Origin of the sequence: Tepidamorphus sp. 3E244 (genome assembly GCF_046159835.1) — a bacterium.
Lineage (GTDB): Bacteria > Pseudomonadota > Alphaproteobacteria > Rhizobiales > Tepidamorphaceae > JACKJK01.
In genome coordinates this window covers 1,246,215-1,269,439 of record NZ_JBJXCY010000002.1, presented here as the reverse complement: position 1 = coordinate 1,269,439, position 23,225 = coordinate 1,246,215, and the positions used below count along the sequence as shown (strand labels likewise).

Annotated in this window: 23 protein-coding genes; 13 read left to right on the top strand and 10 right to left on the bottom strand. The window is 62.4% G+C overall.

What is annotated here, in order from left to right; genetic code table 11:
* Window positions 1-22: 22 nt before the first annotated feature.
* On the bottom strand, window positions 23-718 hold the full coding sequence (locus tag ACKTEK_RS14760) for a Tim44/TimA family putative adaptor protein (protein ID WP_409166049.1): 696 nt from the start codon (window positions 716-718) through the stop codon (window positions 23-25).
* 223 nt (window positions 719-941) lie between these two features.
* Between ACKTEK_RS14760 and ACKTEK_RS14755 the strand changes: the two genes are divergently transcribed.
* Together ACKTEK_RS14755 and secB are read left to right on the top strand one after the other, a co-directional pair.
* Complete coding sequence (locus ACKTEK_RS14755) at window positions 942-1,424, top strand: FxsA family protein (protein ID WP_409166048.1); 483 nt, start codon at window positions 942-944, stop codon at window positions 1,422-1,424.
* 113 nt (window positions 1,425-1,537) lie between these two features.
* The gene (gene secB / locus ACKTEK_RS14750) at window positions 1,538-2,035 is read left to right on the top strand and encodes a protein-export chaperone SecB (RefSeq protein WP_409166047.1); all 498 of its coding nucleotides are present in this window, start codon (window positions 1,538-1,540) and stop codon (window positions 2,033-2,035) included.
* Between the two features lie 48 nt (window positions 2,036-2,083).
* Here secB and dnaQ read toward each other — a convergent pair whose 3' ends face one another.
* The 4 genes from dnaQ to ACKTEK_RS14730 form a co-directional block, all read right to left on the bottom strand.
* Window positions 2,084-2,770: a DNA polymerase III subunit epsilon gene (dnaQ, locus tag ACKTEK_RS14745; RefSeq protein WP_409166046.1), complete on the bottom strand. Its 687-nt coding sequence runs from the start codon at window positions 2,768-2,770 to the stop codon at window positions 2,084-2,086.
* 63 nt (window positions 2,771-2,833) lie between these two features.
* A complete protein-coding gene (gene coaE, locus ACKTEK_RS14740) occupies window positions 2,834-3,454 on the bottom strand; it encodes a dephospho-CoA kinase (RefSeq protein ID WP_409166045.1) in 621 nt (206 codons plus the stop codon).
* A gap of 41 nt (window positions 3,455-3,495) precedes the next feature.
* Window positions 3,496-4,110, bottom strand: a complete 615-nt coding sequence (locus tag ACKTEK_RS14735) for a Maf family protein (RefSeq protein WP_409166044.1) — start codon at window positions 4,108-4,110, stop codon at window positions 3,496-3,498.
* A gap of 32 nt (window positions 4,111-4,142) precedes the next feature.
* The gene (locus ACKTEK_RS14730; protein WP_409166043.1) at window positions 4,143-4,991 is read right to left on the bottom strand and encodes a pyruvate, water dikinase regulatory protein; all 849 of its coding nucleotides are present in this window, start codon (window positions 4,989-4,991) and stop codon (window positions 4,143-4,145) included.
* A 487-nt stretch (window positions 4,992-5,478) separates the two neighbouring features.
* Between ACKTEK_RS14730 and hemE the strand changes: the two genes are divergently transcribed.
* From hemE to rho, 3 genes are all read left to right on the top strand, one after another.
* Window positions 5,479-6,450 carry a uroporphyrinogen decarboxylase gene (hemE, locus tag ACKTEK_RS14725; protein ID WP_409166172.1) on the top strand — a complete coding sequence of 324 codons (972 nt, stop codon included), beginning with the start codon at window positions 5,479-5,481 and terminating at the stop codon, window positions 6,448-6,450.
* A 14-nt stretch (window positions 6,451-6,464) separates the two neighbouring features.
* Window positions 6,465-6,887 carry a protoporphyrinogen oxidase HemJ gene (gene hemJ, locus ACKTEK_RS14720; RefSeq protein ID WP_409166042.1) on the top strand — a complete coding sequence of 141 codons (423 nt, stop codon included), beginning with the start codon at window positions 6,465-6,467 and terminating at the stop codon, window positions 6,885-6,887.
* Window positions 6,888-7,103: 216 nt separating this feature from the next.
* Window positions 7,104-8,369, top strand: a complete 1,266-nt coding sequence (gene rho / locus ACKTEK_RS14715) for a transcription termination factor Rho (protein WP_409166041.1) — start codon at window positions 7,104-7,106, stop codon at window positions 8,367-8,369.
* Here the strand turns inward: rho and ACKTEK_RS14710 are convergent.
* Window positions 8,355-10,331: a thioredoxin domain-containing protein gene (locus ACKTEK_RS14710; protein WP_409166040.1), complete on the bottom strand. Its 1,977-nt coding sequence runs from the start codon at window positions 10,329-10,331 to the stop codon at window positions 8,355-8,357. The two genes, rho and ACKTEK_RS14710, sit on opposite strands and share 15 nt — an antisense overlap.
* Before the next feature lie 54 nt (window positions 10,332-10,385).
* On the opposite strand from ACKTEK_RS14710, the gene mnmE reads away from it, so the two are divergent.
* The 5 genes from mnmE (at window position 10,386) to ACKTEK_RS14685 (ending at window position 16,166) form a co-directional block, all read left to right on the top strand.
* Window positions 10,386-11,717, top strand: coding sequence for a tRNA uridine-5-carboxymethylaminomethyl(34) synthesis GTPase MnmE (mnmE, locus tag ACKTEK_RS14705; protein WP_409166039.1), 1,332 nt, complete (start codon window positions 10,386-10,388; stop codon window positions 11,715-11,717).
* Window positions 11,718-11,750: 33 nt separating this feature from the next.
* Window positions 11,751-13,610, top strand: coding sequence for a tRNA uridine-5-carboxymethylaminomethyl(34) synthesis enzyme MnmG (gene mnmG, locus ACKTEK_RS14700; RefSeq protein WP_409166038.1), 1,860 nt, complete (start codon window positions 11,751-11,753; stop codon window positions 13,608-13,610).
* Window positions 13,607-14,248 (top strand): 16S rRNA (guanine(527)-N(7))-methyltransferase RsmG, encoded by a 642-nt coding sequence (gene rsmG / locus ACKTEK_RS14695; protein WP_409166037.1) that lies wholly within the window; start codon window positions 13,607-13,609, stop codon window positions 14,246-14,248. The genes mnmG and rsmG overlap by 4 nt, the downstream gene beginning before the upstream one ends.
* A 142-nt stretch (window positions 14,249-14,390) precedes the next feature.
* Window positions 14,391-15,191, top strand: a complete 801-nt coding sequence (locus tag ACKTEK_RS14690; RefSeq protein ID WP_409166036.1) for a ParA family protein — start codon at window positions 14,391-14,393, stop codon at window positions 15,189-15,191.
* A 93-nt stretch (window positions 15,192-15,284) separates the two neighbouring features.
* Window positions 15,285-16,166: a ParB/RepB/Spo0J family partition protein gene (locus tag ACKTEK_RS14685; protein ID WP_409166035.1), complete on the top strand. Its 882-nt coding sequence runs from the start codon at window positions 15,285-15,287 to the stop codon at window positions 16,164-16,166.
* Here ACKTEK_RS14685 and holA read toward each other — a convergent pair whose 3' ends face one another.
* From holA to leuS, 3 genes are read right to left on the bottom strand one after another with little or no spacing between them, the layout of a single operon-like run.
* Window positions 16,167-17,189, bottom strand: a complete 1,023-nt coding sequence (gene holA / locus ACKTEK_RS14680; protein ID WP_409166034.1) for a DNA polymerase III subunit delta — start codon at window positions 17,187-17,189, stop codon at window positions 16,167-16,169. It lies immediately after the preceding gene.
* A 5-nt stretch (window positions 17,190-17,194) separates the two neighbouring features.
* Window positions 17,195-17,767, bottom strand: coding sequence for an LPS assembly lipoprotein LptE (lptE, locus tag ACKTEK_RS14675; RefSeq protein WP_409166033.1), 573 nt, complete (start codon window positions 17,765-17,767; stop codon window positions 17,195-17,197).
* Window positions 17,754-20,357: a leucine--tRNA ligase gene (gene leuS / locus ACKTEK_RS14670; protein ID WP_409166032.1), complete on the bottom strand. Its 2,604-nt coding sequence runs from the start codon at window positions 20,355-20,357 to the stop codon at window positions 17,754-17,756. Before leuS ends, lptE begins: the two co-directional genes overlap by 14 nt.
* A 142-nt stretch (window positions 20,358-20,499) precedes the next feature.
* Here leuS and ACKTEK_RS14665 point away from each other — a divergent pair, with 142 nt between their 5' ends.
* Window positions 20,500-21,198 carry a YggS family pyridoxal phosphate-dependent enzyme gene (locus ACKTEK_RS14665; protein WP_409166031.1) on the top strand — a complete coding sequence of 233 codons (699 nt, stop codon included), beginning with the start codon at window positions 20,500-20,502 and terminating at the stop codon, window positions 21,196-21,198.
* A gap of 4 nt (window positions 21,199-21,202) precedes the next feature.
* Here ACKTEK_RS14665 and ACKTEK_RS14660 read toward each other — a convergent pair whose 3' ends face one another.
* The gene (locus ACKTEK_RS14660; protein WP_409166030.1) at window positions 21,203-21,760 is read right to left on the bottom strand and encodes a L,D-transpeptidase; all 558 of its coding nucleotides are present in this window, start codon (window positions 21,758-21,760) and stop codon (window positions 21,203-21,205) included.
* Window positions 21,761-21,909: 149 nt separating this feature from the next.
* Here ACKTEK_RS14660 and ACKTEK_RS14655 point away from each other — a divergent pair, with 149 nt between their 5' ends.
* Both ACKTEK_RS14655 and ACKTEK_RS14650 read left to right on the top strand, forming a co-directional pair.
* On the top strand, window positions 21,910-22,596 hold the full coding sequence (locus tag ACKTEK_RS14655; RefSeq protein WP_409166029.1) for a response regulator transcription factor: 687 nt from the start codon (window positions 21,910-21,912) through the stop codon (window positions 22,594-22,596).
* 151 nt (window positions 22,597-22,747) lie between these two features.
* Window positions 22,748-23,218, top strand: coding sequence for a Crp/Fnr family transcriptional regulator (locus ACKTEK_RS14650; RefSeq protein ID WP_409166028.1), 471 nt, complete (start codon window positions 22,748-22,750; stop codon window positions 23,216-23,218).
* Window positions 23,219-23,225 lie beyond the last annotated feature (7 nt).

Sequence of the window (23,225 nt, the reverse complement as noted above, 5' to 3'; positions counted from 1 at the left end):
ATGGCCCTGGTCCCGCCTCGGATCAGCTGTCGTCGCCATCAGGCGATTCGGTGGAAACGAGCTTCCAGTTCGGATCGCGGTTGGACAGGTCACGGGTGAACGACCAGATGTCGGTGACAGTGGACACCTCGGTCGGGTCGCCCTCGACCACGGTCCCGTCGGAGGCCAGCGTTGCCGTCACCATCTCGGAGGTGAACTGGACCGTCAGCGTCGCGACCTTCGAGGCCAGCGTCGCGTCGGTGATTTCCGCACCATCGATGCCGACGAAATTGGACTGCACGGTTTCGCCGCGGCTCTCGCGTTCGGCAATGGCCGTGACGAAGCCGTCATAGACATCGCGCGTCAGCAGCGGACGCAGCGTGCGGCGGTCGCCATTGGCATAGGCCGTCACGATCATCTCGTAGGCCGACTTGGCACCATCGACGAACCGCTCTGCATTGAATGTCGGATCGATCTTGCGGATGTCGAAGAGCGTGCGCTCGAGCGGGGTATCGGGTTCCTTTTCCGGCTCGGCCTCGACATTGGTGTTGGCGACAGGCTCGCGGCCGGGAAGATGAACGACGTTATCCTCCTCCGCCTGCTTGCGCGCATGGGCCATCTGCTCACCCGTCGGGCGCTCCTGCCCGGTGCGACGGCCCAGCACGGACCGCAGCCTCAGGAAGATCGCCACCGCGACCACGAGAAAGACGATCGTGTAAAAATCAAAAAATCCGTCCATCTCGTTTCCAACGCCCACAAAGCCAGAGGGTTCAAATCACGACCCGCCCGTCCGGAGCCAATTTCCGGGCAGGCGAATGATTCCGACGTTCTTTCACGCGCCATCGGACCTGTTGAGGTTTCAATGTCGCGGTTCGTTCTTATGTAAGGAGGAGAAGCCGGGCGGTCCAGTGGCCGCGACCGGCGAAGCTCATTCCCCTTTTGGCGACAAGGCGCTTGCGTGCATGTTCCGCTTCTTCCCGATGCTGGGAGCCTTTTTTCTCGCGATCCCGCTGATCGAGATCGCATTGTTCGTCGTGGTTGGCGGCGAGATCGGCCTGCTGGCCACGATTGCCATCGTCATTGCCACCGGCATTCTCGGTGCGGGCCTCGTCTCCTGGCAGGGGCTGAAGGTCTTCGAGACGGCGCAGCGCGACCTCGCAAACGACCAGCTTCCCGTGCAGGGAGTGGTCGAGGGTCTGCTGCTGCTTGCCGCAGCCCTGATGCTCATCACGCCAGGTTTCGCGACCGATACGCTCGGCTTCCTGCTTGCCGTCCCCTTTACGCGGGAAGCTGCGGCCCGTTTCATTCGCAAGAACATGATGACGGTCGTCGTCCGCTCAACCGGAGCGGGCGCCCCCGGACATGGTCCGCGCGACGGGCCGACGCCCGTGATCGACGGTGAAATCATCTCCAGCGACCGCCGTGGCGGGCCGCACGGTTCGTGACCCTCGGATCGCGCGAAGCTTGTCGCTTGGCGCTCCACATGCTAGCGACCCCGGGGATTTCAAGGCACCCGGCTGAAACCGGCGCCCCGGCTCGCTTGAACGGATAGGACCACATGGCAGACGAAACCAAACAGGATCCCGCAGCTGCTGCCGCTGCGGCCGGTCCGAGCATCAACATCATCACGCAGTACATCAAGGACCTGTCCTACGAGAGCCCGAACCCGGCTGCCGCGATGCAGAAGTTCCAGGGCAAGGCCCCGCCGATGAACGTCGCGGTGAATGTCGGTGGCAAGGCGCTGTCGGACAGCGACTACGAGGTGGACCTGTCCATCGAGGCCAAGGCCGGCGACGGCGACAACGTCGTCTTCAACCTGGAGCTGGTCTATTCGGCGATCATGCGGGTGGAAAACGTCTCCAAGGAGCAGCTTCACCCCATCGTCTTCATCGAGGGGCCGCGCATGCTGTTCCCGTTCGCGCGCCAGATCGTCGCAAATACGACGGGTGCGGGCGGCGTGCCGCCGGTGCTGCTTCAGCCGATCGACTTCATCGGCCTGTATCGCCAGCGCGTGCAGCAGATGTCGACGTCTGGCGAGAATTCCGGCACCGCCTGAGCGGACCAGGGCTCTCACCGGTTTCGCGGCGATGTTTCGCGAAACGCTTCAGGCTTCGTAGCGCGCCCAGATCGTCGTTTCGGACAATTCCAGTACGAAAGCGGCGTGGCGGGCGCGTTCTTCCTCGCTGAGGCGAGGCGCCAGCGGCGAGGGCCGCGGCGTGGCGCGGCGTGAAATCGCCTGCGCCGTGGTGACGGTCGCGGTCAGCGTCAGGTTGGTCTGACGCCCGCCGATCAGTTCCAGGTAAACTTCCGCCAGAATCTCGGAATCGAGCAACGCGCCGTGATAGGTGCGGCGCGTGTTGTCGATGCCATAGCGCTTGCACAGGTCATCCAGACGATTGCCGCCGCCGGGATGCTTCTGGCGCGCGACCAGCAGCGTGTCGACCACGCGGTCGAACGAGATGAGCGGGTGGCCGCAGCGTTCCAGCTCGAAATTCAGGAACGGCACGTCGAAGCCGGCATTGTGAATGATCAGCGGATCGTTGCCGATGAAGGCGGCGAAGTCCGCCGCCACTTCGGCGAATTTCGGCATGCCGCGCAGTTTCTCGCTGGTGATGCCGTGAATGGCGACGGCTTCCGCCGGTACGTCGCGCTCCGGGTCGATATAGACGTGGAACGTGTTGCCGGTCGGCATGTGGTTGTCGAGCTCGACGCAGCCGATCTCGATGATGCGGTCGCCGTCCTCGCGAAAGCGCAGGCCGGTGGTTTCCGTATCGAGGACGATTTCGCGCATGGGTGACTGGCCGCCGGTCTGGTTCGACTGGTCCGGCTCATGGCCGGAAACTGTCCTGAGATTCTAGCGTCCGGCCATCCGATTCGCATAGGCCGTGCCGGTGCGCGCGGCGCATTCGGCGAGCATCTCGTCCACAGCTTTTTCCGCCGCCGGCAGTCCGTTGCCTGTGGGGATGATGAAATCGGCGCGGGCGCGCTTTTCGGCGTCCGGCACCTGTCGGGCGAGGATCGCCTCGAATTTCTCTAAGCTCATGCCGGGGCGTTCCAGCACGCGCTTGCGCTGGACCTCGGCGGGCGCGGAGACCACCGCGACGACATCGCAGCGTCCTTGCGAACCGTTTTCGAACAGCAGCGGGACATCGAGCACCGCAAAGGGTGACCCGGCTTCTCGTGCTTCGCGCAGGAATTTCGTCTCCCGCGCGTGAACCATCGGGTGGACAATGGCCTCCAGCCGCTTCATCGCGGCATCGTTTCCAACCACATGCTCCGACAACTTGACCCGGTCGATGCGTCCGTCGACCAGCGTGCCGGGGAACGCTGCGTCGATCTCGGCTGCTTCCGGCCCGGCATAGATATCGTGGACCGTGGCGTCGGCATCGAAGACCGGTACGCCGCGGTCGCGGAACATCTGCGCCGTGGTGCTCTTGCCCATGCCGATGGAGCCGGTCAGTCCGATGATGAGCATGGGTCCGTCAGTATCCGGTGTGCGGGGGCGCGCTGGCTTGGTCAGCTATGCAGGATATCGCGTGCGCGCAATTCCGCCAGCAGCGGCAGGAGCGGGAGGCCGAGCACGGTGAAATAGTCGCCCTCGATCTTATCAAAGAGTTGCGCGCCGAGACCTTCCAGCTGGTAGGCGCCGACGCTCGAAAGAATCCCGGCGCCGGCCTGCGCCAGATAGCGACCTATGAAGGCCGGGCTGAGTTCGCGCACGCTCATCACGGCGGTATCGACCTGGCTCCACTCGACCTCGCCGTTCTTCACCAGCGTCACGGCGGAATGCAGGTAATGGCTCTTGCCCGACATGGCGAGAAGCTGGCGGCGGGCGTCTTCCATGCTGGGCGGCTTGGTGACGAGTTCACCATCAAGCGCCAATGTCTGGTCGCAGCCGATGACCAGCCGGCCCGGATTGGCCGCGGACACCTCGTCGGCCTTGGCCTGCGCGAGGATGGCCGCGATGTCTTCTGGGTCCATGCCGTCGGAACCGATCGCCGCGACCACCGCCTGCTCGTCGATATCGGCGGGTCGCCGGTCGACCTCGACGCCGGCGCGCGTCAGCATTTCCATGCGCGCGGTGCTGGCGGAGGCGAGGATCGGTTTGGCTGATGCCATCAGCTGGTTCATGGCGGGCCTCCTTTGCCGGGGGCTTTAGGCGATCAGGAAGATGTCGTTTTGACGGGCTCGGCGCGGCGTTCGTTGAGGAGGTTCACGACTGCTGCTGCGGTTTCCTCGATGGACCTTCGGGTAACGTCGATCATCGGCCAGCCGTTCCGAGCGCACAGCTTGCGGGTGTAGGTGACCTCTTCGGCAACGGCCATGCGGTCGATATAGGCGCTTTCATCATCGGCGTTGAGCGTCAGCAGCCGGTGCTGGCGGATCTGAACGATGCGTTCCGGGCTCGCGACAAGCCCGACGACCAGCGGGTTCTTCAGGCTTTCAAGGCCCGGCGGCAGGGGAATCCCCGGCACCAGCGGGATGTTGGCCGCCTTGATGCCGCGGTTCGCCAGATAGATGCAGGTCGGTGTCTTGGATGTGCGCGAGATGCCGAGCAACACGACGTCGGCTTCCTCGTAATTGCCCGTCTGCTGGCCATCATCGTGCACGAGCGCAAAGTTGAGCGCATCGATCCGGCGGAAATAATCCTGGTCGAGAACGTGCTGGCCGGCGACGCGCGGCGATTTTTCCGCGCCGAGATAAGACTGGAAGATCACCAGGATCGGGTCGAGCACGGACAGGCACGGCGAGCCGAAGTCGCGGCACGCGGTCTCGATGCGCTTGGAAATGTCCTGGTTGATGATCGTGTAGAGCACGATGCCGGGCGAAGCCTCGATCTCGCGCAGCACGCGGTCGAGCTGGGTGTGGGAGCGTACCAGCGGATAGACATGCTCGATGGCGCGCACGCGCGGATATTGCGCAGCGGCCGCACGCGCGACCGTCATCAGGGTCTCGCCGGTGGAGTCCGACACGAGATGGAGATGGAAATAGCTGCGGCCGGTATTTGGCATGTGCCCGTTTTACGCCATGCGCGTGGATTGTCGAGCGTGAAGGCGGGTGTTGGCAAATGTGGAGAACCGGGCATGCGCGCGTTTGAATCGGATGCGGTTTAAGGATTCGTTAAGGTTTGTCCCAGAACCGGTTGCGGCGTTCTGGCGACTTGAGCCAGCCTGTTGAATGTGGGAATGGCTGGGCGTTGCGGATGCGTTGTGCGAACGGGACTTGTTCAAAATCGTTGTCGCATCAATCGGTTGGACCGTGGACAGGTGTGGAATGCGTTGAGCGTTTCCTGCCCGTCACGGTTGGAAACCGCGAGCGTGCTTGTGGGCAAGGGAACAATCCCCGTTGGGTGGCCCCAAGAGAAAGAAAAATAGAATCGGATTCGTTTTAATAGGCGAACTGGGGAAACGGAGAACCTGGGATGGAACGCTCGTGAGCGGCAATCGGAAAGTCCTCGATCTACTCAACGGTGAGCGCGTGGATTCGGTTCCCGTCTGGATGATGCGTCAGGCTGGCCGCTATCTCCCGGAGTACAAGGCAACGCGTGTGCAGGCGGGCAGCTTCCTCCAACTTTGCTACAATCCGGAACTTGCCTGCGAGGTGACGCTGCAACCGATCCGTCGGTTCGGGTTCGACGCAGCCATCCTGTTTTCGGATATCCTGGTCATCCCCGATGCCATGGGGCAGGAGGTGCGGTTTGAGGAAGGCGTCGGTCCGCTCCTTGATCCGATCGAGACCTCCGATGCAGTCGACCGGCTGACAATTGATTCGGTGGTGGACCGGTTGGCGCCGGTTATCGAGACGGTGACCCGCGTACGTGAAGCTCTGCCGGACGAGACCACCTTTCTCGGGTTTTGCGGTGCGCCCTGGACGGTTGCCAGCTATATGATCGCCGGCAGGGGCACACCAGAACAGGTGCCCGCGCGGGTGTTTTCGTACCAGAATCGTTCGGCCTTCATTCAGTTGATCGACAAGCTGGTGGCTGCGTCGACCAGCTATCTCGTCGCTCAGCTGCGGGCCGGGGCGGATGCCGTCCAGATCTTCGATACCTGGGGTGGGATGCTGACAGACGACCAGTTTTCTTCCTTCGTCCTCGAGCCGACCAGGCGAATTGTCGACGGTGTCCGGGCGCAGGTTCCCGGGGCACGGATCATCGGATTCCCGCGTGGCGCGGGGGCAAGGTTGCCGGGCTATGTGGAAGCCTCAGGCGTCGATGCGGTTGGTGTCGACTGGATGGCGAATCGTGCTTTTGTTCGCGACAGCGTTCAGCCGAACTGTCCGGTCCAGGGAAACCTCGATCCGATGGCGCTGGTTGCAGGCGGCGAATATCTCGACCGGGAAATCGATTCGGTTCTGGAAGGGTTCGATACGAGTCGTCTGATCTTCAATCTCGGCCACGGGATCGTGCCGCAGACGCCGATCGAGCACGTCGAACAGATGGTTGCGCGGGTTCGCGCGTATCGCGGATAGGGGGTTTTCAGGCGATGTACGAGTGGGTCAAGGCGTTCCACATCATCTCGATCATCGCGTGGATGGCGGCGATGTTCTATCTGCCGCGATTGTTCGTCTATCACTGCGACGCCGAGGCGGGCTCGGTTCAGTCCGAGACGTTCAAGGTCATGGAGCGCCGGCTGCTGAAGGCCATCATGACGCCGGCGATGATTGCATCGTGGGTGTTCGGTCTGTGGTTGGTTTTCGGGTTCATCGGCTTCGGTCATGGCTGGCTTCACGTGAAGCTCGCCGGTGTCGTTCTCCTGTCGGGGTTCCACGGTGCATGCGCAAAGTGGACGCGGGAATTTGCCGAAGATCGCAATACGCTTTCGCCGGGGTTCTATCGCGCCGTGAACGAGGTTCCGACCGTACTGATGGTCTTGATCGTGATCATGGTGGTCGTGAAGCCGTTCTAATGGCTCTTGAACGGTTTTCCGACTGCGCGTATATGTCCGGCTAATCCTGCCTCGGACGTTCGGCGGTTGCAGCGGCCACAGTCTGGCTTTTCGCGCGTCACCACCTGCTGATCGTTTCCTCCCCAGCATTTTCAATCCGGTCATTCGAAGCCGGATGTCCCGGCCAATTCGGCCCACCTTTCCCACCTGATTCAAATCGACCAGTCGGAGCAGACCATGCCTGAAATGAAGCTTCAGGACCTGAAGGAAAAGACGCCGGCCGAACTTGCGGCCCTGGCGGAGGAACTCCAGGTCGAAAACGCCAGCACGCTGCGCAAGCAGGAGCTGATGTTTGCCATCCTGAAGCAGCTTGCTGCAGATGATACCGACATCATCGGGTCCGGCGTTGTCGAGGTGCTGCAGGACGGTTTCGGCTTCCTGCGCTCGCCAGATGCGAACTACCTCCCGGGTCCCGACGATATCTATGTCAGTCCGAGCCAGATCCGTCGTTTCTCGCTTCGCACCGGCGATACGGTGGAAGGTGAGATCCGCAGCCCGAAGGACGGCGAGCGCTACTTCGCGCTCCTCAAGGTCAATACGATCAACTTTGAGGACCCGGAGCAGGCGCGCCACAAGATCCACTTTGACAACCTGACGCCGCTCTATCCGGATTCGCGCTTCAACATGGAGCTGGAAGAGCCGAAGTCGAAGGACATGTCAGCCCGCGTGATCGATCTCGTCGCGCCGCTCGGCAAGGGTCAGCGCGCGCTGATCGTCGCTCCGCCGCGCACCGGCAAGACCGTGCTGCTGCAGAACATCGCGCACTCGATCACGTCGAATCATCCCGAGTGCTACCTGATCGTTCTGCTGATCGACGAGCGTCCGGAAGAAGTGACCGACATGCAGCGCTCGGTGGACGGCGAGGTGATTTCCTCCACGTTCGATGAGCCTGCGGTTCGGCACGTACAGGTCGCGGAAATGGTGATCGAGAAGGCCAAGCGCCTCGTTGAACATGGCCGTGACGTCGTCATCCTGCTCGATTCCATCACGCGTCTGGGCCGCGCCTATAACACGGTCGTGCCGTCCTCCGGCAAGGTCCTCACCGGTGGTGTCGATGCCAATGCCCTGCAGCGCCCGAAGCGCTTCTTCGGCGCGGCGCGCAATATCGAAGAAGGTGGCTCGCTGACAATCATTGCGACCGCCCTGATCGATACCGGCAGCCGCATGGACGAAGTGATCTTCGAAGAGTTCAAGGGCACCGGCAACTCGGAGATCATCCTTGACCGCAAGGTGTCCGACAAGCGCGTGTTCCCGTCCATGGACATCACGCGTTCGGGCACCCGCAAGGAAGAGCTCCTCGTCCCGGCTGACCAGCTCAAGAAGGTCTACGTGCTGCGTCGTATCCTCACGCCGATGGGGACGGTGGATGCCATTGAGTTCTTGCTCGACAAGCTGCGTCAGACCAAGCGGAACGAAGATTTCTTCGAATCAATGAACACCTGATCCGCCGATTCCGGTCGGGGATGTCGCCATGGCTTCGGCCAGTTCGCGCGGCGTCTTCACCGGTGCCAGGCAGGTCTGGTCCGCACACATGATGGCGCTGACCGGCTCGCCCGTGTTCTCGTGTAACAGCAACAGGTTCGGCTCCATCGCGTGGCGCGCGACGTCCATGAATGGCCAGGCCAGATCGGCGCTCGACGAGCGGACGGTCAGTGTCACCGGGTTGTCCAGTTCGTCTCGGGCGTTCAGCATGCCAAGATGCGAAAGCGGGTTGCGGACGATTGCGTCCGAGAACGCGGTCAGCATCGCCTCCGCTCGTGCTTTCCAGTCTGCATTTTCCGTGAGCGTTGCCATGCGAGCCATCGCCGACGCGATGGTTGCGTTGTGGTTCGGCACGGCGTCGTCCGTGGCGCTGATTGTCCTCAGTATCAGGTCGGTCTGTGCTTTCGACGCCAGGTAGAAGCGTGCCTTTGATTCGTCGGCGTAATAGTCGTCGAGATGAACGAGCAGGGCTTCCGCTTTCTCGAGATAATCCTTGTCGAGTGTTGCCTGGTGGAGATGCAGCGCGGCATTGGCGAGGTTCGCGTGATCCGTGGCCATGGCCGGGTGGACCTGCGCCTCTGCCAGCCGGGAGTGCGGAATTGTATCCGGTCCGTCGCCGTAGAGAATTTCGAAAAGCTCAGCGGCCTCTGCGATGAGGGTCGCGTTTTCGAGCGCGTGGGCGGCGCTCACCTTGGCCATGACCAGGAGCGCGTTCCAGTCCGTCAACGCCTTGTCATCACGGGCCGGCCGGTTGCGCTTGTCCTGTGCCTGAACGAGCCGGGAAATCGATTCGTCTGCGAAGTGTTGGTCGTTATCGGACAGGTTGCCCGTCTCGAGCAGGTTCGGGATGCTCTTGCCTTCGAAGTTGCCTCTATCGGTGATGTCGTAGAGACGGGCGAACCTGTCGGCATGAGGTCCAAGAACGGATCTCACCTCGTCCAGCGTCCAGACATAGAATGCGCCTTCCTCACCGTCGGAATCGGCATCGAGGCTTGCGGCGTAGAGGCCGTTCGGCAGTTTCATCTCCGCGTCGAGCCAAGCGAGCGATTGTTTGATTCGCGCGCGGAACGTCTCGTCGCCGGTCGCATACCAGGCGCGGGCAAGCTGCGGGATGATGAGGGCCGTGTCGTAGAGCATCTTCTCGAAATGCGGGACGAGCCAGCGGTCATCCACGCTGTAGCGGGCGAAGCCGCCGCGCAGGTGGTCGTAGAGTCCGCCTAGTGTCATGTGTTCAATCGTCTTGAGAACATGGTTTCGGGTGGCGCTGTCTGCGACATACGGGTTGCGCCAAAGATGGTCGAGAATCACCGTGTTCGGGAATTTGGGCGCGGTGCCGATGCCGCCGTTGTCCGCGTCGGCCGACTTCATGAGGTGATCGGCGGCAGCGAACGATAGCGGCTTGGGAATGTCGCGGGTCTTTGGTGTCTGGGCCGGGGCTAGCGAGTTGATCAGCGCCTGGGCGTTTTGCTCGATGCGGGGATCGCTCGCGTTATGGAGGTCGGCGACCTGCATCAGGACATTCTGGAACGACGGCCGGCCGTGGCTGGGTTTTGGAGGAAAGTAGGTGCCACCAGCAAAGGGCTTGGCGTCGGGTGTCAGGAACATCGTCAATGGCCAGCCGCCATGCTGGCCGAGACCATGGAGCGCGGACATGTAGAGCTGGTCGATATCGGGGCGTTCTTCGCGATCGACCTTGATGTTCACGAAGTTCCGGTTCATCAGGTCGGCGGTTTCGGCGTCCTCGAACGACTCGTGGGCCATGACGTGGCACCAGTGGCAGGCGGCATAGCCGATTGACAGCAGGATCGGTTTGTTGGTTCTTGCCGCTTCTGCCAGCGCTTCTGTGGACCAGGGCCACCAGTGGACCGGGTTGTCCGCGTGTTGGCGTAGGTAAGGGCTGGTCGTGTTCTGCAGTCGATTCATCGTATCGTTGCCTCCGGTTCGGTCCTTCTTATCACAAGCGTCTTTGCGGGTTTCATGTCAGCGAGTGACAGCATTTATGCGCTTTCGTCAGGATCTGGCCGTGCTGGCGTTGCGGTGATGCGCGTCAGCGGGCCCGGTTCGCGCGTTGCTCTCGAACGCCTTTGCGGGTTCGTTCCGCGTGAGAGGTTCATGTCGCTTGTTGAGCTCAGCGATGCGCATCAAGGTTTTCTGGATCGTGGGCTCGCGGTGTTCTTTCCCGGGCCCCGCAGCTTTACGGGCGAGGACTGCGCCGAGCTTCACGTCCATGGGGGCCGTGCTGTCATCGCGGCAATTGAGGCCGCGCTTGGTGCCATTGAAGGACTGCGTCCGGCAGAGGCGGGTGAGTTCGCGCAACGCGCGTTCAACAACGGAAAGCTCGACTTGACGGCAGCCGAGGGTCTGGTTGATCTGATCGAGGCGGAAACCGAGGCGCAGCGTCGCGCCGTTGCTCGGCTGAGTGTTGGGGAAGGTGACCGTCTTCTCGAGGAACTCGGTCGGCGCTTGATGGCAATCCGGACTGAGGTCGAGGCGCGCATCGATTTTTCCGACGAGGGCGACGTTTATGATTCGGGGTCGGAACGTCTTCGGCGCGCTCTGGATAGTCTTCTGGGAACCGTCCGCGGTTTGATCGACACAGGTTTGCGGGGGCGCAAGGTGCGCGACGGCCTCGTGGTGGCCATTGCCGGTGCACCGAATGTGGGCAAGTCGTCCTTGCTCAACTGGTTGGCTGGGCGGGACGCGGCGATTGTGTCGGACGAACCCGGTACGACGCGGGACATAATTGAGATCGTTCTGGACCTGGGCGGCGTGTCTGTGCGGGTCTTTGATACAGCCGGGCTGCGCGATGCGGTTGGCGTTGAAGCCGAAGGTGTTCGCCGCGCGCGCGCGTTGTTCGCGCAGTGTGATCTGGTTATCGGGTTGGTCGATGCCGGTGGCTCTGCGGCTGTTGATATCCTTCTGGATAAGTCCGGGGATAATCTGCCCCAACCAGAGTTTTGGACCTATCGCTCGCGTGTTGACCTGATGGACGCGAATGCAACAGTTTCCGACGGCCTTTCGACTACGACGGGACATGGATTGGATTCGTTACTGGAACGATTGACCAGGTTCGCCGAAGGTTTTGCGGACCTTGGGCCTGTTTCGTTTTCGCGGGATCGTCAGCTTCAAGAATTGCGGTTGGTCGCCTCGTCGATGAATGACGCGATGTCGCGATTGGTTGATGAATCGTTCGATCTTGCCGCGGAAGACCTTCGGCGGGCCGGTGATGCTCTTGGGCGCTTGACCGGGCGGGTACACGCGGAAGATGTTCTTGGTTCGATTTTCTCCAGCTTCTGTATTGGCAAGTGAGCGGGTGTTTCACGTGAAACAGGTTCAACTGGCATGAAGTGCGATGTGTTGGTGATCGGTGGCGGGCATGCCGGCTGCGAGGCAGCGGCAGCTTCCGCGCGGGCCGGCGCGCGTACGGTCCTAGCAACACACAACCGTGACACCATCGGCGTCATGTCCTGCAATCCAGCCATTGGCGGTGTGGGTAAAGGCCATCTCGTACGGGAGATCGATGCACTTGATGGCTTGATGGGCCGAGCCGCGGACGCGGCGGGCATCCAGTTCCGCATGTTGAACAAGCGGAAAGGTCCGGCTGTTCACGGTCCACGCGCCCAAACGGATCGCAATTTGTACCGCGAGGCAATACAGTCTCTGATCGCAGATCAGGACAATTTGGGCGTTCTACAAACCGAAGTCACCGGGTTCCTCCTTTCCGGAAATCGAATCGCCGGCGTGACGCTTGGGGACGGAAACTCGGTCCATGCTGGTGCTGTCGTTCTGACATCCGGCACGTTTCTGCGTGGGAAGATACATCTCGGGACGGAGATCTGGGAGGCCGGGAGACACGGTGCCCCTGCAGCGATTGCTCTCGGCGAGGCCCTGGACGGCCTGAACCTGTCTCTGGGTCGACTCAAGACCGGTACGCCGCCGCGGCTGGATGGGAGAACCATTAACTGGGTCAGCCTGAACGAACAGCCCGGCGATACCCCTCCGGTGCCCTTCTCGGAACTCACGGAGCGGATCGAAACGCCCCAGATCCCGTGTCACATCACGCATACGAATGCCGCGACGCATGCCGTCATCTCGGCAAACATTGATTCGGCCCCGGTCTATTCCGGGCAGATAGAAGGCCAAGGTCCGCGCTATTGTCCGTCGATCGAGGACAAGGTCGTTCGGTTCGCCGATCGCGAACGGCATCAGATCTTTCTGGAACCAGAAGGTCTCAACGACGACACGGTTTATCCGAACGGGATCTCCACGTCGCTCTCTCGTGGCGTGCAAGACGCTGTCGTCCGCTCGATTGCGGGACTCGAGCGCGCATCGATCCTCCAGTATGGATATGCAATTGAGTACGACTATGTCGATCCGCGCGAGTTGCTCCCCACGTTGGAGTGCAAATCGTGGCCCGGGCTGTTTCTTGCCGGGCAAGTTAACGGAACGACTGGATACGAGGAGGCGGCCGGACAAGGTCTTGTCTCCGGGCTGAACGCGGCTCGTTTGGCTGGGGGCCAATCAGGCCATGTTTTCTCGCGGACGGACAGCTATCTCGGTGTCATGATTGACGATCTGACGCTGCGTGGTGTCAGCGAGCCTTATCGTATGTTTACGTCGCGCGCCGAGTATCGGCTGCATCTGCGCGCGGACAACGCGGATCAGCGCCTGACGCCAACTGGAGTAGCGCTTGGGCTCGTGCGTGCGGAACGGGAGAATCGGTTCGTATCCAAAACGGATGAACTCAACCGAGCGCGCGAAGTGCTGCAAAGTATCGTCGTGACGCCTGATGAGGCACGAAAGTACGGTCTTGAGGTGAATCTCGACGGTCAAAAACGGTCTGCGTTTGAATTGATGCGTTATCCTGACGTTTCGATGGCGCGGTTGGAGGCGATCTGGCCGATATTAGGTGATATTGCGCCTCGAATCGCCGAGTTGATCGAGATCGAGGCGCGATATGCGGTCTATCTGGCCCGTCAGGAGGCGGATATCGCGCGTTTCAAGGCAGACGAGGGCCAGGCTATCCCGCCAGACTTCGATTATTCGGGTATTCCGGGGCTCTCGAATGAGATGCGGGAAAAACTGGAGCGTGTCCGTCCGGTATCCGTTGCTCATGCCGCCCAAATTGACGGTGTGACACCGGCGGCGTTGATGCTGGTGGCCGCCAACGTTCGTCGTTCGGGCCAGATTGCAGCCGAATGAGCGAGACGTGGTCCTCAGCGGCGCGGCTTTTGCCGAATCAGCCCGTTTCACGTGAAACATGGGCCAGGCTTGAAGCCTACGCGTCAGAGCTCCGAAAGTGGGAACCGGCCCAAAATCTCGTCGGTCCTGCGACACTCAATGCTGTCTGGTCGCGCCATATCGCCGATAGCCTGCAGCTCCTTCCCATGATTCCTGCCCACCGTCGCATCGTCGATATCGGTTCGGGCGCCGGATTTCCCGGACTCGTTCTGGCCATCGCTCGCGGAGAGGGCGGCGGGCCGGTTCATCTCGTCGAGAGCAACAAGCGAAAGGCCGCCTTTCTGCGGGCCGCGGCGCGCGCGGCCAGCACCAAGGTCGATGTCCATGCGGATCGTGCGGAATCCGCTTTATCCCGGCTCGCGGTAGAAACGAGCGTCGGCACCGTGACGGCACGCGCGCTTGCACCGCTCGTCAAGCTTCTCGAGCTGACCGAGCCGGCGACAACCGCCGGGGCGAAATGCGTCTTCCCGAAGGGGCAGAATTTCCAGGCCGAGATCGATGCTGCAAACAAGCAGTGGAAATTCGACGTGGATATCGTGCAGAGCGTGGTTGCGCAGGACAGCGTGATCTTGCGACTATCATCCATATCGAGAAGGTAAAGGCGAAAGCTGCCCACCACCTTCTTCCGGCTTTCCCGTTGAACGAAGCTTCGCAAACGGGTATCCGCAGACCCCTGCCACCTGACGATCCGCGATTCCGGCGATACGAGCGCGCCGGCGCGACAAGGAGACCTTGCCGATCATGGTGCGTATCATCTCAGTAGCAAACCAGAAGGGCGGCGTCGGCAAGACGACCACCACGATCAACCTCGGCACCGCGCTGGCCGCGACCGGGGAAAAGGTCCTCATCATCGACCTCGATCCGCAAGGCAACGCCTCGACCGGCGTCGGGATCGATCGCCAGGCGCGCGAGACATCGAGCTACGATCTCGTCGTCTCGAATGCGAGCGTCGAAGAGGCCGCGGTGAAGACCAAGGTTCCGGGGCTGTCGATCATTCCATCAACGCTGGATCTTCTGGGCGTCGAGCAATCCATCGCGAACCTGAAGGACCGTGCCTACCGAGTGCGCAAGTCGCTTCGCGAAGGTGCCGGAAGTGCGCAAGCCCTTGGTTATACTTATGTTTTGCTGGATTGTCCGCCGTCTCTGAACCTGCTGACGATCAATGCACTGGCGGCCTCTGACGCGATCCTCGTGCCGCTGCAGTGCGAATTTTTCGCTCTGGAAGGCCTGAGCCAGCTTCTTCAGACGGTCGATCACGTGCGCGGCACGCTGAACCCGGACCTGAAGGTGCACGGCATCGTGCTGACGATGTACGACGTGCGCAACAGCCTGGCAAAACAGGTGGTGGCGGACGTGCGCGCCCATCTCGGCGACAAGGTCTACGAAACGATCATTCCGCGCAACGTGCGGATCTCGGAAGCACCGTCATTCGGTAAGCCGGCTTTACTCTACGACGTGAATTGCGCAGGAAGCCGCGCTTATATCGACCTCGCATCCGAGGTGATCCGGCGCGAGAAGCAGTTCCGCCGCATCGCGGCCTGACCAACTCGATTTGCGCCCGTCACGACCGGGCGCCAAGATTGATGAAATCGACCTGCGGCAAGCGGCAGGCACCAGCGGCGACAAGAGGAAACAATGGCGGCGGAAGAACGGGGCAACTCGCGTCTGGGGCGCGGACTGGCGGCACTGATCGGCGATGCCGAAACCAGTGAGGTGATGGCACTCGACCGGGCGCGCTCGCAGCGGCGCATCCCGATCGAGATGATTGCGCCCAATCCGCGCAACCCGCGCCAGGCCTTCAACGAGGAAGACCTGCAGGACCTCGTGAACTCGGTGCTCGAAAAGGGCGTGGTCCAGCCGCTTCTGGTGCGCAATGCGCCGGGACAGGAAGGCCGCTTCGAGTTGATCGCCGGCGAGCGGCGTTGGCGCGCGGCGCAGCGCGCGGGCCTGCACGAGGTGCCGTGCCTCATCCACGATGTCGATGATCGCGGAGCGCTCGAGCTTGCCATCATCGAAAACGTGCAGCGTGCCGACCTGAATGCCATCGAAGAGGCGCGAGGCTACCAGCAGTTGATCGACGATTACGCCTACAGCCAGAATGATCTCGCGAAGGTTATCGGCAAGAGCCGTAGCCACGTGGCCAACACGCTCCGCCTGCTCAAGCTGCCGGACGATGTGCTGGGTCTGCTGCGTGACGGCAAGCTGACCGCAGGCCACGCGCGCACCCTGATTTCGCTGCCCAACCCTTCGGAAGCTGCCAAGCAGATCGTCGAATCGGGTCTGAACGTGCGCCAGGCGGAAGAGGCGGCGAGCAAATCGTCGTCAAAGTCCAGCGAATCAAAGGCCAGACCCGCTTCCGAGAGCGATGCGGACACCCGCGCGCTGGAAAAGCGGCTGAGCGACGTGTTGGGTCTTAAGGTTTCGGTGCACGACAAGAACGGCGCTGGAGAGATTCGCATCCGTTACAAGGACCTGGAGCAGCTTGACGAGGTCTGCCGCCGCCTGGAAGGCAACTGATCAGGCGCGCCGGCGGCGGGCAACAGACGTGCCAAGGCCGAGAATCATGCGGCCGGTGAGTTCGGCTTCCAGCCCCGGCGACAGGCGGGCCGCAGCGTCCGCCGCATGAATGCGCGCAAGGGCTGCATCGATCGCCTCGCTCGACCAGAGCATCAATTGCCGCTTGAAGGCCGACTGGCGCTTGAAAAACACCGGCGGACGCAACGAACGCACGGCGGTATCCGCCGTCGCACCGTTTTCGACAGCGATTCGGGCGGCGCGCAACTGCATGTAGTGCCGGGTGAAGGCGCCGGTGATCTGCTGCACGGCAGTCCCGGCCTCCAGGCTGCGATTGAGCGCTGAATCGGCGCGGCCGATTTCGCCGAGCGCGGCAGCATCGACCAGATCATCAACAATCAGGGCCGACGCGTCGCCACAGACGGCCAGAACGTCTTCCAGGGTCACGGTCGATTCGCCTGCGCAATAGTTGCGCAGTTTTTCCAGTTCCCCGCGTGTCGCGAGCCGGTCGCCGCCAAGCAATTGCAGCAGCATCTGCCGTGCGTCGGGTTCGATGGTGAGGCCGGCTTCTGCGCAGAGATTGTCGACGAGACGGGCGAGTTCCTGTTCGCCATCCACGTAGCAGGGCAAAGAGACGCAATTTTCGCGGCTTTCCGCCAGTTTCCGCACCGGTGCGGAGGGTTTCATGTCGCCGCCCTGCACGATGATCGGTGCGCTTTGCTCCTGTTGGAGGATGGCTTCAAGAGTACTGCCGATCTGCTTGGCGCCGGGGCGCACGACGATGACCTGTGTTCCGCCAAACAGCGACATCGAGGTGGCGGCATCGAACAGCGTGCCGATATCCGGCGCGGTTTCAGCGTCGAAGCGGTCGATTTCACCGGTATGAATCTCCGCGAGCTTCTCAGCCAGCGTCTGGCAGCGCTCAGCGACCAGCCCGACGTCAGGCCCGTAGACAAGCGCAAGGCGCAGCGCCGGGTCAGGCCTTGAGATGAAGGAATCGACGTTGCCGGCCTTGATGGCGACCATGCGGATCAGCCGCGGGTTGCGAACCAGGCGGCGAGTTCGGTGCGGATCGAATCGGCAACGTCCGAGGACGCCCGGTTCTCGGCATCGAGTTCGGCGCGTTCGGCAGCGAATGTCTGGTCAGTGACTTCAATCGCCGCCGAGCGCTGCACCGTACCGGTGGTCAGCACCTCGTCGGATGCCGATGCCCGCAGGGTGTAGGTCACGATGATGGTGACGAAACGCCCGGTGGAGCGGTTCAGCTCGGGGCGAACCAGCAGGTCTTCCTTGCGGTTCGTCACGCGCAGCGCCAGCTGGTAGTCGCCACCGGCATTGCCGCCGGGATCGGCACCGCCATTGAGGCGGAACAGCAGGTCGTTGCGGATGCGCTGGCCGGTGCGGGTCGGCTGCGGCTCGACCGCAACGCGCGACAACTCATTCGATGTGGAGGAATAACCGGTCGGCGAGGCGACCCCTCCGTCCTGGTAGAGTGGCTGAACACCCGTGCAGCCGGCAAGGGCGACCGACAGCGCAACGGCAGCAAAGCCGAAGCGCCCGGGCAAACGTCCGGTCAGCGAGATTTTCCGCTCAGGCGACGACATTCACGATCCTCTGCGGCACGACGATGATGCGGCGTGGAGCAGCACCCCCGAGTGCTTTTCGCACACCATCAAGCTCGAGAACAGCCCTTTCGATTTCCTGCGCGTCGGCATCGCGCGAAATGGTCAATTCGTCACGCTTCTTGCCGTTCACCTGAACGGGCAGAACCATGGAATCCTCAACCAGCATCGCGGCATCGACTTCCGGCCACGGGCTCAGCGCCAGCATGTCGTCATGGCCGAGCAAGGTCCAGCTTTCCTCGGCGATGTGCGGCACCATGGGCGCTGACATCTGGACGAGAAGCTCGACAGCCTCCCGGGTGGCGGCGGCGAGCGAGCCATCACCGCCTTCGCGCGCCTTGGCCATGGCCGAGCCGATGGTGTTGGCGAGCTCATAGATGTGGGCGACGGCCACGTTGAAGCGCAGCCGCTCGATATCCTCGCCAACCTTCGACAGGGCCTTGTGGGCGGCGCGGCGCACATTGAGCGCGTCTTCGCTGGGGTCACCGTCCGGCGCGGTGTCGGCAAGTTCGACCGCCTCGTTGACCAGACGCCAGATCCGCTGGACCAGACGCCATGCGCCTTCGATGCCGGCCTGCGTCCATTCGCTGTCACGCTCGGGCGGCGTGTCCGACAGCATGAACCAGCGCGCGGCGTCCACACCGTAGGTGTCGACGATCTCTTCCGGCGAGACGACGTTGCGCTTGGACTTCGACATCTTCTCGGCCGGGCTGACCTTCACCGGTTCCCCGGTGGCAGTGACCGTCGCCGAACCGTCCTCGGCGCGGGTGATTTCTTCGGGAAACAGCCAGTTTCCCTTCGGGTCCTGATAGGTTTCGTGGACCACCATGCCCTGGGTGAACAGCCCGGCGAAGGGTTCGGCAATGTCCGCATAACCGCAACGCTGCATGGCACGCGTAAAGAAGCGGGCATAGAGCAGGTGCAGGATCGCGTGCTCGATACCGCCGATATACTGGTCGACGGGCAACCAGTAATCGACGGACGAGCGCTCCACCGGCGCATCGGACCGCGGCGAACAGAAGCGCGCGAAATACCACGAGGAATCCACGAAGGTGTCCATCGTGTCGGTTTCGCGGCGCGCCGGCTTGCCGCAGGTCGGGCAGGCGACGTGTTTCCAGGTGGGGTGGTGCTCCAGCGGGTTGCCCGGCTTGTCGAAGGTCGCATCGTCAGGCAGGCGAACCGGCAGGTCGGCCTTTGGCACGGCGACGACGCCACAGTCATCGCAATGGATGACGGGGATCGGGCAGCCCCAGTAGCGCTGGCGCGAAATGCCCCAGTCGCGCAGGCGGAAATTCACGCTGCGCTCGCCGCGCCCCTGCGCTTCCATGCGCGAGGCTACCTCGTCCTTGCCCTCGGGCACGGACATGCCATTGAGGAAATCCGAGTTGATGAGAACCGTATTCTCGCCTTCCTTCTGGACGTAGGCCTCATTGCCGACTTCGAAACTCGCCGCATCCTCGTCCTTCGGCATGACGACGGGAATGACCGGCAGGCCGTATTTGCGAGCGAAATCCAGGTCGCGCTGATCGTGGGCCGGGCAGCCGAAGATGGCGCCCTCGCCATAGGTCATCAGCACGAAGTTTGCCGCGTAGACCGGCAGGCGAACGGACCTGTCGAAGGGGTGGCGGGCATAGACGCCGAGCTGCACGCCGCGCTTTTCGGTGCGCTCGATGACTTCCTCGCTGGTGCCGAGGCTCGCGAACTCCTTGCGGAAGGTGGCAAGGTCCGGGTTGACGGATTCACGTGAGACAGCCAGCGGATGATCCGGCGACACGGCACAGAAGGATGCGCCGAAAATCGTGTCGTGGCGCGTCGTGTAGACGGTCAGCTTTTCGTCGAGCAGGTTGCCGTCTTCGTCTTCGAGGTCGAACGAGAAGGTCAGGCCCTCGGAGCGGCCGATCCAGTTGCGCTGCATGAGGCGCACTTTGTCGGGCCAGCGGTCGAGATCGTCGAGACCAGACAGCAGGTCCTCGGCGAAGGTGGTGATACGGAAGAACCACTGGGACAGCTTGCGCTTTTCCACGACCGCACCGGAGCGCCAGCCGCGCCCGTCGATCACCTGCTCGTTGGCCAGAACTGTGTGGTCGACCGGGTCCCAGTTCACGTCGCTCTCGCGGCGATAGACCAGATCGTTGGCGAGGAAATCGACGAACAGTTCCTGCTGGCGCGCGTAATAGTCCGGGTGGCAGGTCGCGATCTCGCGGCTCCAGTCCAGCGAAAGACCCAGCAGTTTCAGCTGGTTACGCATGGTGGAGATGTTATCGTAGGTCCACTCGCGCGGGTGGACCTTGCGCTCAATGGCGGCGTTCTCCGCAGGCAGGCCGAAGGCGTCCCAGCCCATCGGGTGCAGCACGTTGAAGCCGCGCGCACGCTTGTAGCGGGCGACGACGTCACCCATCACGTAGTTGCGGCCATGCCCGATGTGGATCTTGCCGGAGGGGTAGGGAAACATCTCCAGAACATAGTATTTCGGCCTGGAGGCATCTTCCTCCGCCTGGAAGACGTTGGCTTCATCCCAGTTGCGCTGCCATTTGGGTTCAATGGTTCGCGCGTTATAACGCTCTGCCGTCATCGGATTCGCGGTTTCCTGATCTTGCAAGCGGCGCGGCGCCGCGAGGTGCTGCGGGATGCATAATGGAAGCGGGGCCAGCCCCGCAACCCTTTGGCAATCAAGGGCAGCGGCAATAGACTTCCCACCTGGGGCAACGGGCGACATGAACGAACACGACAAGGACATCGCGGGCAATCTCGAAACGGTGCGCCGGGCCATCGCCTCGGCAGCTGATCTCGCCGGGCGCAAAGCCGACGAGGTGACGCTGGTCGCGGTGTCGAAGACATTCGGCGCAGATGCCGCGCGCGACGCGATTTCAGCCGGACAGCGGGTTTTCGGCGAAAACCGTGTGCAGGAAGCGCAAGGCAAGTGGCCGGACCTGAAGTCCGAGTTCGCTGACGTGGAACTGCACCTGATCGGCCCGCTGCAATCCAACAAGACCCGCGAGGCGGTCGAGCTGTTCGACGTGATCGAAACGGTCGACCGGGAAAAGATCGCGAAGACGCTAGCCAAGGAAATTGCACGCCACGTGGACGAAGGCGGCAAGGCGCCGCGCCTGCTGGTGCAGGTGAACACCGGCGCGGAACCGCAGAAGGCCGGCGTGCTGCCGGAGGAAACGAAGGATTTCGTCGCCCGCTGCCAGAGCGAACATGGCCTGACCATCGACGGGTTGATGTGCATTCCCCCGTTCGACGAGCCGCCGGGGCCGCATTTCGCGCTGATTGCCAAGATGTGCGGCGAACTGGGTTTGCCTGTCATCAGCATGGGCATGAGCGGCGACTACGAGCAGGCGGTCATGTTGGGGGCGACGCATGTGCGCGTCGGCAGCGCCATTTTCGGCGCGCGCAGCAAACCCGCCTGAGCAGCTATTCCGTAAGCACGATTTCCACGACGGTCCCGGGCGCGAATTTTTCGACGAGCGACAGCAGGTCGTCGCGCTTCAGCGCTATGCAGCCTTCGGTCGGGGTGAAGCCATCGCGCGCCAGATGCACGAAGATCGCGCTGCCGTTGCCGGGAACGGGCGGGTCGTCGTTGTGCCCGAGGACGATGACCACGTCATAAATATCGTCATCGCGCCACATGCGTTCGGCTGACAGCGCGCGCTCGCCCTCGGTCGGGTGCGTGACGAGGCAATTGTAGTCCTTGTCGGCCGGGTCGTCGGACCAGCCGTCAAGCGGCGTGATGGCGCGCAGCGGCAGGCCTGTCTTGAGCTTCGCGACTCGGTCGGCACGGTAAAACGCCCGGCGCAACAGGTACTTGCCGGCAGGCGTGCCGCCATCGCCCTCGCGCTTGTCGGCGACGATACCGCCCCGGCCCAGCGCGACATCGTAGGTGCGGCCGCCTGCTTCCAGGGTGCCACGCGTTGGCGCGTCGGGCGCAGCCGTGACACGCAGCTTCACGAGAAATCCGGCCGTCTCGATCATCCAATTCGCCTTCCCGCGCGTTAACTTCACGTTCGCTTGATCGGGCCACGGGCTTGAAAGCACGGGTTCCCCAAGCAACATATCGCCCAACGCCGAACCGCGCGCGATAAACTATCCCGCCCGGACGGCTCCAAGGGGAAAGGCATTCCATGAGCGGGCCACGGAACATCCTGATCGTCGACGACGACGATATCTTGCGCGACACGCTCGTCGAACAGCTCGACCTCCACGAGGAATTCGAGATCCAGACCGCCGACAGCGCGGCCAAGGGCATCGCGATCGCCAAGAGCGAGCGCATCGACCTGCTGATCCTAGATGTCGGCCTGCCGGACATGGACGGACGTGAAGCCTGCCGGCTCCTGCGGAAAGCGGGCTTTGCCGCGCCGATCATCATACTGACCGGGCATGACACCGATTCCGACACGATTCTCGGCCTCGACGCCGGCGCCAACGACTATGTCACCAAGCCGTTCCGCTTTGCCGTGCTGCTGGCGCGTATCCGCGCCCAGCTTCGCCAGCACGAACAGAGCGAAGATGCCGTCTTCACCATCGGCCAGTACACGTTCCGGCCGAGCCAGAAACTGCTTACCGAGGGCGATGCCAACAAGATCCGCCTGACGGAGAAGGAAACCTCGATCCTGAAGTTTCTTTACCGAACCGGCGAAAAGGCCGTGACTCGCGACGTGCTGTTGCATGAAGTTTGGGGCTACAACGCCAACGTGACGACACACACGCTGGAAACCCACATCTACCGGCTGCGCCAGAAGATCGAATCCGATCCCTCCAACGCGCGGCTGCTGGTGACCGAAGGCGGTGGCTACAAGCTGGTTCCCTGAACCGGTTTCCACATGCCTGCCGCGCGAGCGCCTTAATGTGCTCGCAGTGTCGCGGCCAAGCGGCGGATGGCGGGGGAACCATGCGCCAGGGAACCTGACCGGCGGCCGAAACCTTTCGCGCGGCCGGTGACGAGAACGGGGAACGCCTCACATGATCGGTTCAGACGCCGAACTCCTTCGCCCCTTGCCGGTTTTCGAGCATTTTGGTGACGAGATGCTGAAACTCATCGCGTTTTCCGCCATTCGCGAGTCATTTCCCGCAGGCAAGGTCATCTTCAATGAAGGCGACCCGGCAACAACCGGCATGCTCGTTGTGGAAGGCTCGGTGCTGATGACCGAGACCATCGACGGCGAAGAGGTGGAGCGGGCGATCTACGGCCCCGGTTCACTGATCGGCGAACTTGCGTTGCTCACCCCGACCTACCGGCCGGCCACGGCCATCGCACGGGCTGACGCACGCTTCCTCGTCATCGCGCGCGAACTGATGCACCGCGTGCTGGCGGAGTATCCGGACGTGGCGATCAAGCTCCAAGGCTACCTGCAGCACCGCCTGTCGAACCTCAACGAGGATCTGCAGGCGTCCGCCATCCATGTCGGAATGCAGGGCGAAAGCCTGAACTAGGTCCGTG